This is a genomic window from Alcanivorax sp. NBRC 101098 (assembly GCF_001010505.1).
In the GTDB taxonomy this organism is placed as follows: Bacteria; Pseudomonadota; Gammaproteobacteria; order Pseudomonadales; family Alcanivoracaceae; genus Alcanivorax; species Alcanivorax borkumensis.
Map to the genome: position 1 here is coordinate 1,850,450 of NZ_AP014613.1, position 14,744 is coordinate 1,865,193.

12 protein-coding genes are annotated in these 14,744 nt (G+C 54.4%); 1 reads left to right on the forward strand and 11 read right to left on the reverse strand.

What is annotated here, in order from left to right; genetic code table 11:
• Nucleotides 1-7: 7 nt before the first annotated feature.
• From relA to cysM, 4 genes are all read right to left on the reverse strand, one after another.
• Complete coding sequence (relA, locus tag AS19_RS08395; protein ID WP_011588904.1) at nt 8-2,248, reverse strand: GTP diphosphokinase; 2,241 nt, start codon at nt 2,246-2,248, stop codon at nt 8-10.
• 11 nt (nt 2,249-2,259) lie between these two features.
• A complete protein-coding gene (gene rlmD / locus AS19_RS08400; protein WP_011588905.1) occupies nt 2,260-3,597 on the reverse strand; it encodes a 23S rRNA (uracil(1939)-C(5))-methyltransferase RlmD in 1,338 nt (445 codons plus the stop codon).
• A 122-nt stretch (nt 3,598-3,719) separates the two neighbouring features.
• The gene (locus AS19_RS08405; protein WP_011588906.1) at nt 3,720-4,502 is read right to left on the reverse strand and encodes a 3'-5' exonuclease; all 783 of its coding nucleotides are present in this window, start codon (nt 4,500-4,502) and stop codon (nt 3,720-3,722) included.
• Entirely contained in the window at nt 4,499-5,413 is a 915-nt protein-coding gene (gene cysM / locus AS19_RS08410) for a cysteine synthase CysM (RefSeq protein ID WP_011588907.1), read from the reverse strand. Before cysM ends, AS19_RS08405 begins: the two co-directional genes overlap by 4 nt.
• Nucleotides 5,414-5,581: 168 nt before the next feature.
• On the opposite strand from cysM, the gene AS19_RS08415 reads away from it, so the two are divergent.
• Nucleotides 5,582-8,365: a response regulator gene (locus AS19_RS08415; RefSeq protein WP_052753751.1), complete on the forward strand. Its 2,784-nt coding sequence runs from the start codon at nt 5,582-5,584 to the stop codon at nt 8,363-8,365.
• Nucleotides 8,366-8,398: 33 nt separating this feature from the next.
• Here the strand turns inward: AS19_RS08415 and pdxJ are convergent, their stop codons facing one another.
• The 7 genes from pdxJ to lepA all read right to left on the reverse strand — a co-directional run bounded on the left by pdxJ (nt 8,399) and on the right by lepA (nt 14,713).
• Entirely contained in the window at nt 8,399-9,124 is a 726-nt protein-coding gene (gene pdxJ, locus AS19_RS08420) for a pyridoxine 5'-phosphate synthase (RefSeq protein ID WP_041704968.1), read from the reverse strand.
• Nucleotides 9,125-9,220: 96 nt separating this feature from the next.
• Complete coding sequence (gene recO, locus AS19_RS08425; protein WP_011588910.1) at nt 9,221-9,898, reverse strand: DNA repair protein RecO; 678 nt, start codon at nt 9,896-9,898, stop codon at nt 9,221-9,223.
• 142 nt (nt 9,899-10,040) lie between these two features.
• Nucleotides 10,041-10,973 (reverse strand): GTPase Era, encoded by a 933-nt coding sequence (era, locus tag AS19_RS08430; RefSeq protein WP_011588911.1) that lies wholly within the window; start codon nt 10,971-10,973, stop codon nt 10,041-10,043.
• Nucleotides 10,966-11,652: a ribonuclease III gene (gene rnc / locus AS19_RS08435; protein WP_011588912.1), complete on the reverse strand. Its 687-nt coding sequence runs from the start codon at nt 11,650-11,652 to the stop codon at nt 10,966-10,968. The genes era and rnc overlap by 8 nt, the downstream gene beginning before the upstream one ends.
• The gene (locus tag AS19_RS08440) at nt 11,649-12,032 is read right to left on the reverse strand and encodes a DUF4845 domain-containing protein (protein WP_011588913.1); all 384 of its coding nucleotides are present in this window, start codon (nt 12,030-12,032) and stop codon (nt 11,649-11,651) included. The genes rnc and AS19_RS08440 overlap by 4 nt, the downstream gene beginning before the upstream one ends.
• On the reverse strand, nt 12,019-12,825 hold the full coding sequence (gene lepB, locus AS19_RS08445; protein ID WP_011588914.1) for a signal peptidase I: 807 nt from the start codon (nt 12,823-12,825) through the stop codon (nt 12,019-12,021). Before lepB ends, AS19_RS08440 begins: the two co-directional genes overlap by 14 nt.
• Nucleotides 12,826-12,913: 88 nt before the next feature.
• Complete coding sequence (lepA, locus tag AS19_RS08450; RefSeq protein ID WP_011588915.1) at nt 12,914-14,713, reverse strand: translation elongation factor 4; 1,800 nt, start codon at nt 14,711-14,713, stop codon at nt 12,914-12,916.
• Nucleotides 14,714-14,744: the final 31 nt, after the last annotated feature.

Below are 14,744 nucleotides of genomic sequence, written 5' to 3' on the forward strand. Positions count from 1 at the left end.
CCTTTACTCATTTCTTGTAGCGTCGTACTTCCAATACGCCTTTGAGCTGATCCAGCTTGGCCAATACTTTGCCCAGGTTACCCAAGGTCGCAATTTCCAGCGTGAGCAGCATGGTGGCGGTGTTGTCGTCCTGATGAGATTGGGTGTGCACCGCGGTCACGTTGACCTTTTCATTGGCCAGCACCGCAATCACGTCCTTGAGCAAGCCTTGTCGGTCCCAGGCACGCAGGAACACATCTACTGGGTAGGTAATCCGATCCGCTTCGCCCCAGGTAACCTCGATCACGCGGTTAGGGTCATCACCCTGCATCGCTAGCAGCTTTTCACAGTCGGCGCGGTGCACTGTCACGCCCCGCCCTTGGGTGATGAAACCCATGACCTGATCGCCAGGTACCGGTTGGCAACAACCCGCCATGTGCGTCAGTAAGTTACCTACGCCATGAATGGTAATATCACCACTGGTGGATGCTTTCGGTTTGGCGGGAACAAATTCCAGTTCTTGCTGGTTGTGGTCTGGTTGCAGGGCCTGAACTTGATTAACCACATGCCCAGGCCGCAAATCCCCCGCCCCCAACGACGCCAAAACGTCATCACCGGTTTTCAAGTTAAGGTGAGGAGCAAGGGTATCAAGGTCTACTTTATCCAACGCTAACCGCGACATTTCCTTTTCCAGGATGGTGCGCCCCTGGACGATGTGGACATCGCGGTCCTGACGTTTAAACCATTGTTGGATTCTTGCCCGAGCTGACGAGGTAGCCACATAACCCAGCGACGGGGTCAACCAGTCACGGCTGGGGCCACCTTCCTTGGTGGTGAGAATGGTGACCTGTTCGCCGGTGTTCAGGCTGTAGTTCAATGGCACGATATGGCCGTTAACCTTGGCGCCACGGCAGCGATGCCCCACTTCGGTATGAATGTGATAGGCAAAGTCCACCGGCGTAGCGCCAGATTCTAAGTCCACCACATGCCCTTCCGGGGTGAAGACATACACCCGGTCACTGACTAGGCCGTGGCGCAGTTCATCCACCATGGCATCCGGGCTATCATCGCCCAGCTCTTCATGCCACTCGAGCACCTGACGAAGCCAGGCGATACGCTGTTCGTAATCGGTAACCCCACTTTTGCCTTTCTTGGCCCCTTCTTTGTAACGCCAGTGAGCGCAGACACCCAGCTCCGCCTCTTCATGCATATCGAAGGTACGAATCTGCACTTCAAGCATCTTGCGTTCCGGGCCAACTACCGCGGTATGCAGGCTCTGGTAGCCATTGCCTTTGGGGCTGGCAATGTAGTCATCGAACTCTTTAGGCACATGCTGCCAAAGTGAATGAACCACCCCCAGAGCGGCATAACAATCGCGCACTTCCGGCACCAGAATACGCACCGCGCGCACATCATAGACTTCACCAAAGTCCAGATGCTTTTTCTGCATCTTGCGCCAGATACTGTAGATATGCTTGGCACGACCATTCACTTCGGCACCACCGATGCCGTTCTTTTTCAGATAACCGCGCAGCTGATCCAGTACATTTTCAATATACTGCTCGCGTGCCAAGCGTTTCTCATCCAACAGCTTGGCAATTTTTTTGTAGGCACCTGATTGCAGGTAGCGGAAAGATAGATCCTCCAGCTCCCACTTCAACTGACCCACACCGAGTCGGTGGGCCAGCGGCGCGTAGATATCGAAGATTTCCTGCGCCACCTTGCTCTGGCGCTCCGGGGTCGATTCCTTGACGGCACGAATGATCACAGTACGTTCGGCAAGCTTTACCAAGGCAACGCGCACGTCGTCGACCATGGCCACCAGCATCTTGCGCATGTTGTCGAGCTGGCCATCCTGCTGGCCCAATACAGCTTTCCGGGTAGGGTTAAGTGAGGTGCTGATTGCCGCCATGCGCAGCACGCCTTCAATCAGGTTCGCTACCTCCGGGCCAAATTCTTTCTCCACTTCCAGCAGGGTGACCTGCCCTTCACGCACCGCCCGATAAAGGATAGCGGCAGGAAGAACATCGCTGTCAGCGCCTAGGTCCACCAGCACTTCGGCCATCTCCAGGCCAATATCCAGGCAGCCTTTGCCGTAGGGCCATACCCGCCCAGCCGCTTCACCGGCCAGCTGACATTGCTCTGCGCGTTCGCAGGCTTGTTCCAACAAAGCACGCTCTCGGACCGGTGCACGGTCCTCCAACTGGACGACCCAATCTCTCCAGTGAACGATAGAACCTTCAGAAGGCTGTCGACGAACCGTTACCATGGCAAACCCTGCTACTTTTTCTTCATTTTTTCGAATACAGCGATAGACTCAACGTGGGTGGTATGGGGGAACATATCCATCACACCGGCCGCTTTAAGACGGTAGCCCAGCGCCATCAGTTCCCCGGCATCACGGGCCAATGTGGCGGGGTTGCATGACACATAAACAATCTTGGACGCACCAAGGCGGGGCATTAGTTTCACCATTTCCAGTGCCCCGGTACGCGGCGGATCAATCAAGATACGGTCATAGGTCTGTCTGGCCCAGGCCTGGCCGCTAACGTCCTGGCTCAGGTCCCAGGCGTGAAACTCCAGGTTTTCCAAGCTGTTACGGCGGGCATTCTCGTAACCGCGCTCGACCATGGCTTGGCTGACCTCCACGCCCACCACCTTGCCGGCCCGCTTAGCGGCAGGAATGGTGAAATTCCCCAGGCCGCAGAACAGGTCCAGCACCGTGTGATCCGGTGAGATATCCAGCAAGTCCAATGCCAACGGCACCATCTTGCGGTTAATTTCTGCATTCACCTGGGTGAAATCCGTTGGGTGAAAGGCCAGTTCAACCCCTGCCGACGGATGTTTGTAGTACAGGCGCTGTTCACCCTCTTGCGGCCAAATACGATGCACCGTGCTTTCGTTGCCCGGCTGCAGATAACAGTGCCAACCTAGATTCTGGCAAAAGCCCAGCAGGGCTTGTTGATCTGCCTCAGACAGTGGGTCCAAGTGACGGATAATCAACGCCACGTCGTCATCGCCGGCGGCCAATTCGATCTGCGGAATGCGACTACGACTTTCTAGGCCGTGCATCAGAGTACGTAACTCATCAATACGGTGGCCCACATCTGGAATCAGCACCTCACAGGTGTGTAACTGGGCGATGAAGCTGTTACGTTTCTCCCGAAAGCCCACCAGCGTTTCGCCCTTGGCTTCCACGTATTTCACGCCCATGCGCGCCTTACTGCGATAACCGGTTACCGGCCCGGTCAGCGGCGCTAGCCATTCCTCCGGTTCCAGCCCACCAAAATGCGCTAGTTGTTCGCGCAATACTGCTTGTTTGCGCGATACCTGCACCTCAGGGCTCATGTGCTGCAGGCTACAGCCACCACACAGAGTACTGTGCTCGCAAGGCGGGGTGACCCGATCCGGCGAGGCAGTCACAATTTCCACGGCTTTGCCTTCATCGAACTTGCGGCGCATATAGGTGAACTTGAACATCACCTCTTCACCGGGAAGTGCATTATCAATAAAGGTGGTTTTGCCATCGCGTCGGGCGATGCCCCGGCCATCGTGACTCAGGGTTTCAATGCTGGCGGGTTCCGGCGTTTCCGGTAACTGCTTGCGACGTCGTGCCATGGAAATCTCAATGCTCTGGAGTGAACAGCTAGGTGGGCAACCGTGCTACAGCGGCTGCCAATGTGGTGCGGATTGTATCGTTTCAGGCGGCGGGCGTCAGATTTGCAACGCGACCGGGGGCATCACACCCCCGATGCCTTCTGCCAGGTATCCAGAAATGCCAGAAAATGTGGGTGCCCTTCCTGCTTCAGGTAATCCTGCAGCAAGGTCAGTTCCTGATCGTATCCGGTGGCATCCAGCTCGCCACGCATCAATTGGAAGCGCAGGTAAACCAACCAGGTGTTGAGCACATCGGTTTCGCAGTAATCACGAATGCCCTTGAGGTCGCCCTCTTGGAAGGCATCGAAAACCTTGCCGCCGCTCATGCCCATTTTGCCCGGAAAGCCCAGCAGCGTGGCGATCTGGTCCAGCGGGGCATTGGCGCGCCCGTTGTACATGGCCAGCACGTCCATCAGGTCCAGGTGACGCTGATGGTAGCGGCTCAGGTAGTTGTTCCATTTGAAGCTGTTGTCTTCGTTGCCGGTTTCCCAATAACGGTGGGCGGTGACCCCATGCTTGAGCGCGCGGTAATGCAGAACAGGCAGGTCAAAACCACCGCCATTCCAGCTTACTAGGTTGGGAGTAAAGCGATCGATGCCATCGTAAAAACGCTCGATCAGCTCTTTTTCCGTGCTGTTTTCATCGCCCAGTGTCCACACCTTAAGGCCTTGCGATGAGCGCAACACCACGGAAATAGCAACAATGCGATGCAAGTGCAGGCGCAGAAATTCGGTGCCATTTTCCTGTCGACGCAGGTTCAGCAAGGCACTGGCCGTATCCTTGTCGCTCAGGCCACCCAAATCATAAATACGGCGTCCGCCGTCCAGATCTGGAATGGTTTCGATATCAAAAACCAGAACATTCATCCCTGAGTTTCTCCTTGCTGTGCTTCCTGAAACACGCCGGTGGACAAGTAACGGTCACCCCGATCACAGATAATCGCCACGATAACGGCATTTTCCAGTTCTTCACTTAATTGCAATGCACCGGCCACCGCTCCACCGGACGACACTCCGCAGCTAATTCCCTCTTCGCGGGCCAGGCGACGCATAGTGCGTTCTGCCAGCGTCTGCCCCATATCCACCACTCGATCCACCCGGGAATCGTCATAAATAGTCGGCAGGTATTCCTTCGGCCAGCGGCGGATACCGGGAATGGATGCGCCGTCCACCGGTTGCAGGCCGACAATCTGAATAGCCGGATTCTGCTCCTTGAGGTACATGCTACAGCCCATGATGGTGCCGGTTGTGCCCATAGAACTCACGAAATGGGTAATGGTGCCATTCGTATCGCGCCAAATTTCCGGACCGGTGCTTTCATAGTGGGCCAGCGGATTATCCCGGTTACCAAATTGGTCCAGCACCGTGCCTTCACCTCGCGCCTGCATGGCCTGAGCCAAATCCCGCGCGCCTTCCATGCCCTGCTCTTTACTCACGGAGATCAACTCGGCGCCGTAGGCGGCCATGGCATCACGGCGTTCCTGGCTCTGGTTAGCCGGCATGATTAATTTCATGCGATAACCGCGCATGGCGGCGGCCATGGCCAGCGCTATACCGGTGTTGCCACTGGTCGCTTCGATCAAGGTATCACCGGGCTGGATATCGCCACGCTGCTCGGCCTTGAGGATCATGTTTAATGCCGGGCGGTCTTTTACCGAACCGGCGGGGTTATTGCCCTCGAGCTTGACCAAAATGGTATTGCTGGTCTTTCCCGGCATGCGCTGCAAGCGCACAAGAGGCGTATTACCCACGGTCTGTTCAATGGTTTTATAATTCATGGCGCGTATTGTACCTAAAAAATGGCGGCGCGCTGCACGCCTCACACAACGAGTCGGTTGTCGTCATCACGCCCCTTGGCCAAAAAATTCGTGCCGGCTAATGGCGCTCGACCTTCATGCTTAGCGTCCTCACTCTCTACAAATGTGCCGTTGCGTGAGGCGTGCTGCATGTTGATGCTCTTCATGCATAATGGGGCAAATAACAGCAATCGGGAATTCATGGTCAATCAAAGCCTTCGCTCACGCCTGATGTTAATGGCCGCTATGCCCGCTTTATTGGCGGCACTGATCATTGGTGGCTATTCAATGGTGAACCGGATTATCGATGTCCGTGATACCAATGCCCAACGTCAGCAGCTGGTCACCGATAGCTATGCCGCCCAGCTGGAAACCCTGCCCCATAACAGCCAGAACAAACAGAACAAACAGCAAATGCTGTTACGCCAATTGCTGGAAGAACAGGATGTGCGCGCCGCCACCCTGATATTCAACGATGGTAGGCCTTCTCTTCACGCCGGGCCACGGTTGCGCCCCACATCCCCCACCGCAACAACCGATGAACAAGGCCGTATTATCACCGATACTAGCTGGCAACTTCAGCGAAGTCTGCGCGGCAACTTACCCGCTCAACTCACTGTAGAATTTTCCCGTCAAGGACAATACCTATCCACGCTGGAAAACCTGCTCACTTTGTTTCTGGTGATGCTTGCTCTAATCATGGCCGCCATGATCCCCGCCATGCGTTTTTCCCGGCAACTTACTCAACCCATCAGCGAGATGGTCAATGCCGTGCATCGTATTCGCGATGGTGATTTGAGCATAACAATTCAGACTCAAGCCAAGAGCGAGCTCTCTGAACTGGAAACCGCCCTGCAGCAAATGATTGCCGCCCTAGCAGACGCGCAAACGGAATTGCAGAAGAATGTAGACCAAGCCACTCTAGATTTGCGTGAAACCCTGGAAACCATCGAGATTCAGAACATCGAACTGGATATGGCCCGCAAGGAAGCCCTGAAAGCCAGTCACATCAAGTCTGAATTTCTGGCCAACATGAGCCACGAAATTCGCACCCCACTCAACGGCATAATCGGCTTCACCAAATTACTGCATCGGTCACCGCTGAGCGCTCGTCAAGAAGAGTACCTATCCACCATTCATAAAAGCGCGGAATCGCTGCTCGCTATCATTAACGACGTGCTCGACTTCTCCAAAATCGAAGCCGGCAAACTTTCTCTGGATCACACCCCTCTTAACCTTCACGATCTAATCGAGGACGTACAGACACTGCTGGCCCCCATGGCCCAGGAACGGGGCCTGGAGCAAGCGTCCATTATCTATTCCGATGTGCCCGTGGCCCTGCTGGGCGACCCCCTGCGCATTCGCCAGGTACTGACCAACCTGCTTAGCAACGCGATTAAATTCACCGATCACGGCTCGGTAGTGGTACGCGCCATGCTAGAAGAGGATCGAGGGGCCGAAGCCATCATCAAGATTACTGTCACCGATACCGGTCACGGCTTAAGCCAAGAAAATCAGAAGAATTTGTTCCGTGCGTTTACCCAGGCTGATCAAAGCGCTCGCCGACAAGAAGGCGGCACCGGGCTTGGACTAGCCATCAGCAAGCGTCTGGTGGAAAGCATGGGCGGTGAAATTGGTATTGAAAGCTGTGAGGAACGCGGCTCCACTTTCTGGTTCACCCTGCGCACCGAACGTGCCCCCCAACAACCCGTCCAAGCGCTATCTGAGGCCCTGATCGGCTGCACAGTCACCTTGATCGAAAATGATGAATACGGCCGCATGGGCCTGTACCACATGCTCAGCCATCTGCAACTGCATATCCACGAACAACACAGTCTCGACGGCCTCATGACCACGCTGGATAACGGAGAGCTGGCGCAAAGCGATTTTCTGGTTGTCGGCTTGCCCTGCCAAGCAACGAGCATTGACCTGCCAAAGCTATTAAATAATCTAGCGGCGCGAGAGATTCCCACGCTGATACTGTGCAACAATCCAGAACATGTTTCCCGCTGGCTAGAGACTTACCCACACTGCCAGGTTCAGAGCAAACCCGTCACCCGCCAACGGCTACACAGCGCGCTGCTTTCCCTAAGCGGCCAAGACACACTGCCCCCCCCCCGACAACAGGTTCGCAGCCAGTTTCCACAACCCATTTCGGTACTGCTGGTGGATGACCATCCGGGGAACCTGAAATTGGCCCGGGTTTTCCTAGAAGAGCTCGGTGTCACGGTTACCGCCTGTGATAGCGGCCAGAGCGCTCTGGACACCTTCCAGAAACACCCCTTCGACCTGGTTTTCATGGACATCCAGATGCCCGGTATGGACGGTAAGGAGACGAGCAAACGCATGCGCGCCGCGGAGCCCGATGGAACACATACTCCAATTGTGGCGCTCACCGCCCACGCACTGGACAGCGAGCGCCGCGAACTGCTGGACCGTGGGCTAGATGATTATCTGAGCAAACCCATTACAGAGGAGCAGTTGCGCCATACGCTTCAAAAGTGGGTGCTGGATTGCCCCAATGGTGGCCTGCCAGATGCACCTGATAACAACGACGATAGCGATCAGGTCTTTGATCCCGAGCTGGCCCGCCGTCGTGCAGGGGGTCGTGATCAGCTAGCCGACGAAATGCTGGAAATGCTACTCGATAGCCTGGAGACGGATCGACCGGCCATCTCTGCAGCGTTCGATCGAAACGATAACAGTGACTTATTGGAGCGAGTACACAAACTCCATGGCGCCACTCGCTACTGCGGTGCTGCACGGCTAGAACAAGCCGCCCGGCGATTGGAAGAAGCATTGAAAACAGGTAGTAGCCGAGACCGGCTCCGGCCACTGGTCTCCGCCCTGTGTGATGAAATCTGTGCCCTAGAGCAACTCTACCAAGATCAAGGCCACGCTATGACTTTGGGCCAGAAGCCTAACGCCCCTTGAATTCCCTGCGTTTAAGGGAACTTGCGGGAAGAATCACACTGTGTCGAGCAAGCTACGCATGCTACGCACGGCTTCATCCAGACCGGTAATCGCGGCCCTAGCAATAATGCTATGCCCGATATTCAGTTCGTTGATGCCGGGAATCTCAGCAATCGCCAAGGTGTTATGGTAATGCAACCCGTGGCCCGCATTCACAATTAACCCCTGCGCCAAAGCAAACGCCACGGCAGAACGAATACGCGCCAGTTCCTGCTGCTGTTGATCAATAGTTTGCGCGTCAGCATAGCCGCCAGTATGAATTTCAATGGCCGGTGCTCCGCATTCACGAGCGGCAAGAATTTGGGATTCCTCTGCATCAATAAATAACGACACCTCGATTCCCGCTTGCCCCAATCGCTGACAACACTGAGCAATCCAAGCCTTATTACCCACTACATCCAACCCCCCTTCGGTGGTCAGTTCTTCACGCTTTTCCGGTACCAAGCAGCAATGCGGTGGTTGAATCCGACAGGCGATAACCACCATTTCTTCCGTGGCCGCCATTTCCAGGTTCATCCGCGTTTGTAGTGTCTGGGCGAGCAACTCTACGTCCCGATCATTGATATGACGGCGGTCTTCACGCAAGTGCACGGTAATGCCATCAGCACCCGCCTGTTCCGCCACCAAAGCCGCCTGTACCGGCTCCGGATAACGGGTACCTCGGGCCTGGCGTAGGGTAGCAATATGATCGATGTTAACGCCGAGAAGTACTCTGGACATAAAACTCACCTTAAACGCATTCTTATCTGGCCGGACGGTAGAGGCCGACCCGGAATTCTAGCTTCTAGCGGGTAGCTAATATTTTGATTGTCACTTTCATTTCCCCCGAAACAGTTCGCGGCTTTTCAGGGGGCGATTTCCTAGATGCGGGGCCAGCATTTGACGACACACATTTAGTGCTGCCTTACGAGCAGTGGGATGCCAATTTCCGCCACAAATGGCCAACAAATCCGCTCCCACATAGCTCGGGGCCGCCTCTGTCCGCACCAGACCCTGCTCAGGATTTAACTGATAGCGGGCATCCGCCTCCAATTCCTGACCATGGACATCCTGGTCCAGAGCAATGCCGTAACCGATTTCCTCCAGCGCCGCCAACTCGAATTGCCGCAGGGTAATATCCAGCGGAATATCGGTTAGTAAATCAGACAACGCCTGTTCGTATAACGGCCATATCGCCGGATTGGGGTCATCCCGATGCAGCAGCCGAGTGAGCAGCTCATTCAGGTAGAAGCCACAATATAGCGCCTTGCCGCTCAGCAATAGCCGATTGCCCCGTGGTTCACAGGCACGCAGGGAGTACATATCACCGGAGGGCTTCAACTCCACCCACAAAGGAGTAAACGGAGCCAACAGAGGATCTTTACGCCCACCGCGAACCACCGCACCAACACGGCCCAAGTTTGGCAGAAACAGGTCCACCGTCAGGCTGGTATTACGAAAAGGCCGCCGGTGAATCAACCAAGCGGCTTGCAGCGCGCTGCTATCAGGAATCATGGATGCAGTTGAACGTTCAACAGTGCGAGATGGATCGCGCCGTTACGGTTATGCCGTGCCCGCACCTCAGCCAACACAGAAACGCGCAAAGTAGCTTTCATGACTTACACCCTGTTTATCCGCGCTTTTCAACTTTGAGCGTTCAATTCCTTTCATCATAGCCAAGGGAGCGCAACGCACGGGCATCGTCAGACCAGCCCGCCTTGATTTTCACCCACAGATTAAGCATCACTTTGCGCTCAATCAGGCGTTCGATATCCTCACGGGCTTGAATACCAATCTGCTTGATCCGCTCGCCCTTGTCGCCAATAAGAATTTTTTTCTGACCACGGCGCTCCACCAAAATGGCGGCCGAAATCTCTGTGACGCGGGGGCCGTCTTCCCACAGCTCCACTTCAACACTCACCTGGTGCGGCACTTCCTGGCCCAGTTGGCGAACCACTTTCTCACGAATTATCTCTGCCACCATAAACCGTAAGCTACGGTCGGTAAGTTGATCTTCCTCGTACCAGAAGTCTCCTTCTTGCAAGCGATCAACCAAGGCTTTTTCCAACTCCACCAAATTCTGTTCACGCAGTGCAGATACCGGAATAACCGCGTCAAAGGGATAGCGCTCACTCAGAGACTGTATATGCGGCAATAAAGCGCTCTTGTCATCCACATTGTCGACCTTGTTAATGATCAACAATACCGGAACGTCGCCTCCTTCTGGCAGCAAGGACAGCACGTGCTCGTCCGCCGGTGTCCACTTCATGGCATCCACCATCATGCAGATCACATCCACCCCAAACAGGGTCGATACCGCAGCCTCATTCATGGCGCGGTTTAGCGCCTTTTCCTGGCCAGTGTGAATACCCGGAGTGTCAGCAAACACAATCTGGTAATTATCGCGGCTAAGAATGCCATGAATCCGATGGCGAGTGGTCTGCGGTTTGCGCGAGGTGATACTTACTTTCTGACCAATCAGATGATTCATCAACGTGGATTTACCCACATTGGGGCGTCCAACAATCGACACCATGCCACACCGGGTGGTTTGAGGGTTGTCGGGTTGAGACGACGGGGTATCAGTCATACTGCTGCTCCAGCCATTCAAGCGCCAGGCTTGCCGCCTCTTGCTCAGCCTTTCGGCGACTTGCACCTTGGGCGATAAATATCTGCTGCACATTATCCAGTGAGCATTGCACATCGAAGGTCTGTTTCGGCGCCAGGCCTTCTACCTGGGTCACCTCATAGGTCGGTAATTCAAACTTGCGCGCTTGCAGCCATTCCTGCAAACGGGTCTTAGCATCTTTCTGGGCGCTCTGTGGAGAAATTGCGTCAAGACGCGGCGCAAACCAGGCCAGCACCACCTCACGACAGCGGGGCTCTCCACCATCCAACAGCATAGCGCCAATAATCGACTCCAGCGCATCAGCCAAAATGGAATCACGACGAAAACCGCCGCTTTTCAATTCCCCCCCTCCCAATACCAGATATTCACCCAAGCCTAATTCCCGCGCCACCAAAGCCAACGTCTGACCGCGAACAAGAGAGGCACGCATGCGGGTAAGTTGCCCTTCGGCAGCCTCTGGAAATTGCTCAAACAGAGCGACAGAGATGATCTGCCCGAGTTGAGCATCACCAAGAAATTCCAACCGCTCATAATTACGATGGCGGCTAACACTACGATGCGTGAGTGCCAACTCAAGAAGGGAGAGGTCCTGAAATTGATAGCCCAGGCGGGCCATCAGCCTATTAAGGTCACCGTTCACTGGCGAATGTCTTTTTTGAACTCATCATTGAAGCTCATCACGATACTTACGTTGTAGAACAACGGTTCTCGCACTTCATAATCTGTAGAGACGGTCAGAACACCGCCTTTCTTAACGATAACCAGATCATCAACAGAAATAACATTAACTTGGTTGATAGTGAACCGCTTGCTCAGTCCGTCGCGAATTTCGCGCGGAGACATCAGCGCCGTTTTGCTATCCTGCAGTAATGAACGGATGGCCGTCGAAATCGTATTATGTTCCATATAAGCCGGGATCATACGAAATGCAGCTGTCCCCAAGATTGCCACAACGATCAGCACAATTGCCCCGCTGATCAGTGACATCCCGCGTTGCTGTGAGGGCTTAGTTGTCATCATTGTAATTTGCCTCCACCTTATCAATGGCACCATTACGAGAAAAACTGGGCAGAGAGAAAATCGGTTTCCAGTGCATCCATATCATAAATGCTTCCCCCACGACCAGCTCCTCTGGGACTATACCCCAGAATCTGCTGTCGTTACTGTTATCCCGGTTATCGCCCATCACAAAGTAAGCATCTTCCGGCACAGTCCACTCACCCTGAGTGCGCGCCTGCGGGGTTTTCCGTCCAGTGTAGGGGTTAATTTTGCCTTCCTGCCAGATCAAGTGGCTAGCGTTACCCAGCTGTTCCACATATTGCTTGCGCCATACGCCAGAACCAACCCACTCGTTCACCAAGTCTCGATCGACTGTCTCACCGTTCACCGTTAACACGTTGTCTTTCACCTGAACCGTATCACCGGGCAAACCAACCACGCGCTTGATGAAGTTCTGTTTCCGGTTATCCGGAAACTTAAACACCATGACATCACCCCGTTCCGGCTCGCCAGTCTCAATTATCTTGGTGTTAGTTACCGGCAAACGTAGCCCATAGGCAAACTTGTTCACCAGAATAAAATCGTTCACCTTCAGCGTTGGCAACATGGAGCCCGAGGGGATGGTAAAAGGCTCAACAATAAACGAACGAATCACCAGCACCACAAAAAACACCGAGATCAGTGAATTGGAGGTTTCCACCACACTGCCCACCGGGCCGCCCTTACTCTTCAGCTTAAGCGCCTTGTCGATCAGCCAGACAATCACCGTAATGGTCAGAGCCAGGGTCAACCAGAAACCGATATCAATATCCAACAGAAATCTCCATTAACAGAGCCGCAGCAGGCAACAGCTGGACGCCTTGTGGTTTTACGTCCAGCGTCTAACGTCAGGCATTTATCAATTAATCATCCACTTTGAGCACAGCCAGGAACGCTTCCTGGGGAATTTCCACGTTGCCCACCTGCTTCATTCGCTTCTTGCCTTCTTTCTGCTTCTGAAGCAGTTTTTTCTTACGAGATACGTCGCCGCCATAACATTTCGCGGTCACGTTCTTACGCAGGGCTTTTACCGTCTGGCGCGCGATAATCTTGCTACCAATGGCAGCTTGAATGGCCACATCGAACATTTGTCGTGGCACCAATTCTTTCATCTTTTCACACAGGGCCCGGCCCCGGTAAGCAGATTGATCTAAGTGGCAGATCATCGCTAGCGCATCCACTTTGTCGCCGTTGATCAACACATCCACCCGCACCAGCTTGGTCGCCTCAAAACGCTCGAACGCGTAGTCCATGGAGGCGAAGCCCCGGCTCACCGACTTAATTCGATCGAAGAAATCCAACACCACTTCGGCCATGGGAATGTCGTAGGTCAGCGCCACCTGCTTGCCCAAGTACTGCATGTTGATCTGCGCGCCGCGGCGCTCAACGCACAGCGTGATCACATTGCCCACGAATTCCTGGGGCACCAGGATGTTCACCCGCGCAATCGGTTCACGGAATTCTTCTATCTTGCTGCCTTCAGGCAGTTTAGACGGGTTGTCCACATGCAGAATGTCACCGGACACCAACGCCAATTCATATACCACCGTAGGCGCCGTGGTAATCAAATCCAGATCGTATTCACGCTCCAATCGCTCTTGGATGATTTCCATGTGCAACATGCCCAGGAAACCCACCCGAAAACCGAAGCCCAACGCATCGGACGTTTCCGGTTCGTAGAACAGGGAGGCGTCATTAAGTGTTAGCTTGGCCAGGGCGTCACGGAAATCTTCATAATCATCCGCACTCACCGGGAACATGCCGGCATACACCTGCGGTTTCACATTTTTAAAACCAGGCAGGGCGGCCACGTTCGGGGTTTTCGCCAAAGTCAGGGTGTCACCCACCGGTGCGCCATGAATGTCCTTGATGCTGCCGCTCACCCAGCCCACTTCACCGGCTTCCAGCAATTTGGTCTCGGTACGCTTCGGAGTAAAGATACCCAAACTATCAACCACGTGAGTCTGGCCGGTGGATTTCACCAAAATTTTGTCGCCCTTCTTCAGGCGCCCTTCTTTCACCCGGACCAGCGAGATCACACCCATGTAATTATCGAACCAAGAATCGATAATCAGGGCCTGCAAGTCCGATTCGCGCTTCCCTTCAGGGGCGGGGATACGCTCTACCAACTGCTCAAGCAGGTCATCAATGCCAACGCCGGTCTTCGCCGACACCCGACAAGCGTCATGGGCATCCAGACCGATAATTTCCTCGATCTCGTTGATCACCATTTCAGGTTCAGCTTGGGGCAAGTCAATTTTGTTCAGAACCGCCAACACTTCCAGATCTTGCTCTATGGCGGTGTAACAGTTAGCCACCGACTGGGCTTCAACGCCCTGGGCGGCATCCACTACCAACAACGCCCCTTCACAGGCCGACAGGGAGCGGGACACCTCATACGAGAAATCCACATGGCCAGGGGTATCAATAAAGTTCAGCTGGTAGGTTTCGCCATCACGGGCCGTATAGTGCAGGGTCACACTCTGGGCCTTGATGGTAATGCCTCTTTCCCGCTCCAACTCCATGGAATCAAGCACCTGCTCTTTCAGCTCACGCTCGCTGAGGCCGCCGCAAACCTGAATAAAACGGTCCGCCAGGGTCGATTTGCCATGGTCAATATGGGCAATAATGGAAAAGTTGCGAATATTCTTGATGTCAGTCATAAGGCCTGTTGAACAAAAAGTCGTTGCCGCA

Excerpts from the sequence above, each read along its gene's own strand:
- AS19_RS08415 (WP_052753751.1), top strand. The coding sequence starts at position 5,582 with ATGTTGATGCTCTTCATGCATAATGGGGCAAATAACAGCAATCGGGAA.
- recO (WP_011588910.1), bottom strand. The coding sequence starts at position 9,898 with ATGATTCCTGATAGCAGCGCGCTGCAAGCCGCTTGGTTGATTCACCGG.
- era (WP_011588911.1), bottom strand. The coding sequence starts at position 10,973 with ATGACTGATACCCCGTCGTCTCAACCCGACAACCCTCAAACCACCCGG.
- rlmD (WP_011588905.1), bottom strand. The coding sequence starts at position 3,597 with ATGGCACGACGTCGCAAGCAGTTACCGGAAACGCCGGAACCCGCCAGC.
- lepA (WP_011588915.1), bottom strand. The coding sequence starts at position 14,713 with ATGACTGACATCAAGAATATTCGCAACTTTTCCATTATTGCCCATATT.
- pdxJ (WP_041704968.1), bottom strand. The coding sequence starts at position 9,124 with ATGTCCAGAGTACTTCTCGGCGTTAACATCGATCATATTGCTACCCTA.
- relA (WP_011588904.1), bottom strand. The coding sequence starts at position 2,248 with ATGGTAACGGTTCGTCGACAGCCTTCTGAAGGTTCTATCGTTCACTGG.
- AS19_RS08405 (WP_011588906.1), bottom strand. The coding sequence starts at position 4,502 with ATGAATGTTCTGGTTTTTGATATCGAAACCATTCCAGATCTGGACGGC.
- AS19_RS08440 (WP_011588913.1), bottom strand. The coding sequence starts at position 12,032 with ATGATGACAACTAAGCCCTCACAGCAACGCGGGATGTCACTGATCAGC.
- cysM (WP_011588907.1), bottom strand. The coding sequence starts at position 5,413 with ATGAATTATAAAACCATTGAACAGACCGTGGGTAATACGCCTCTTGTG.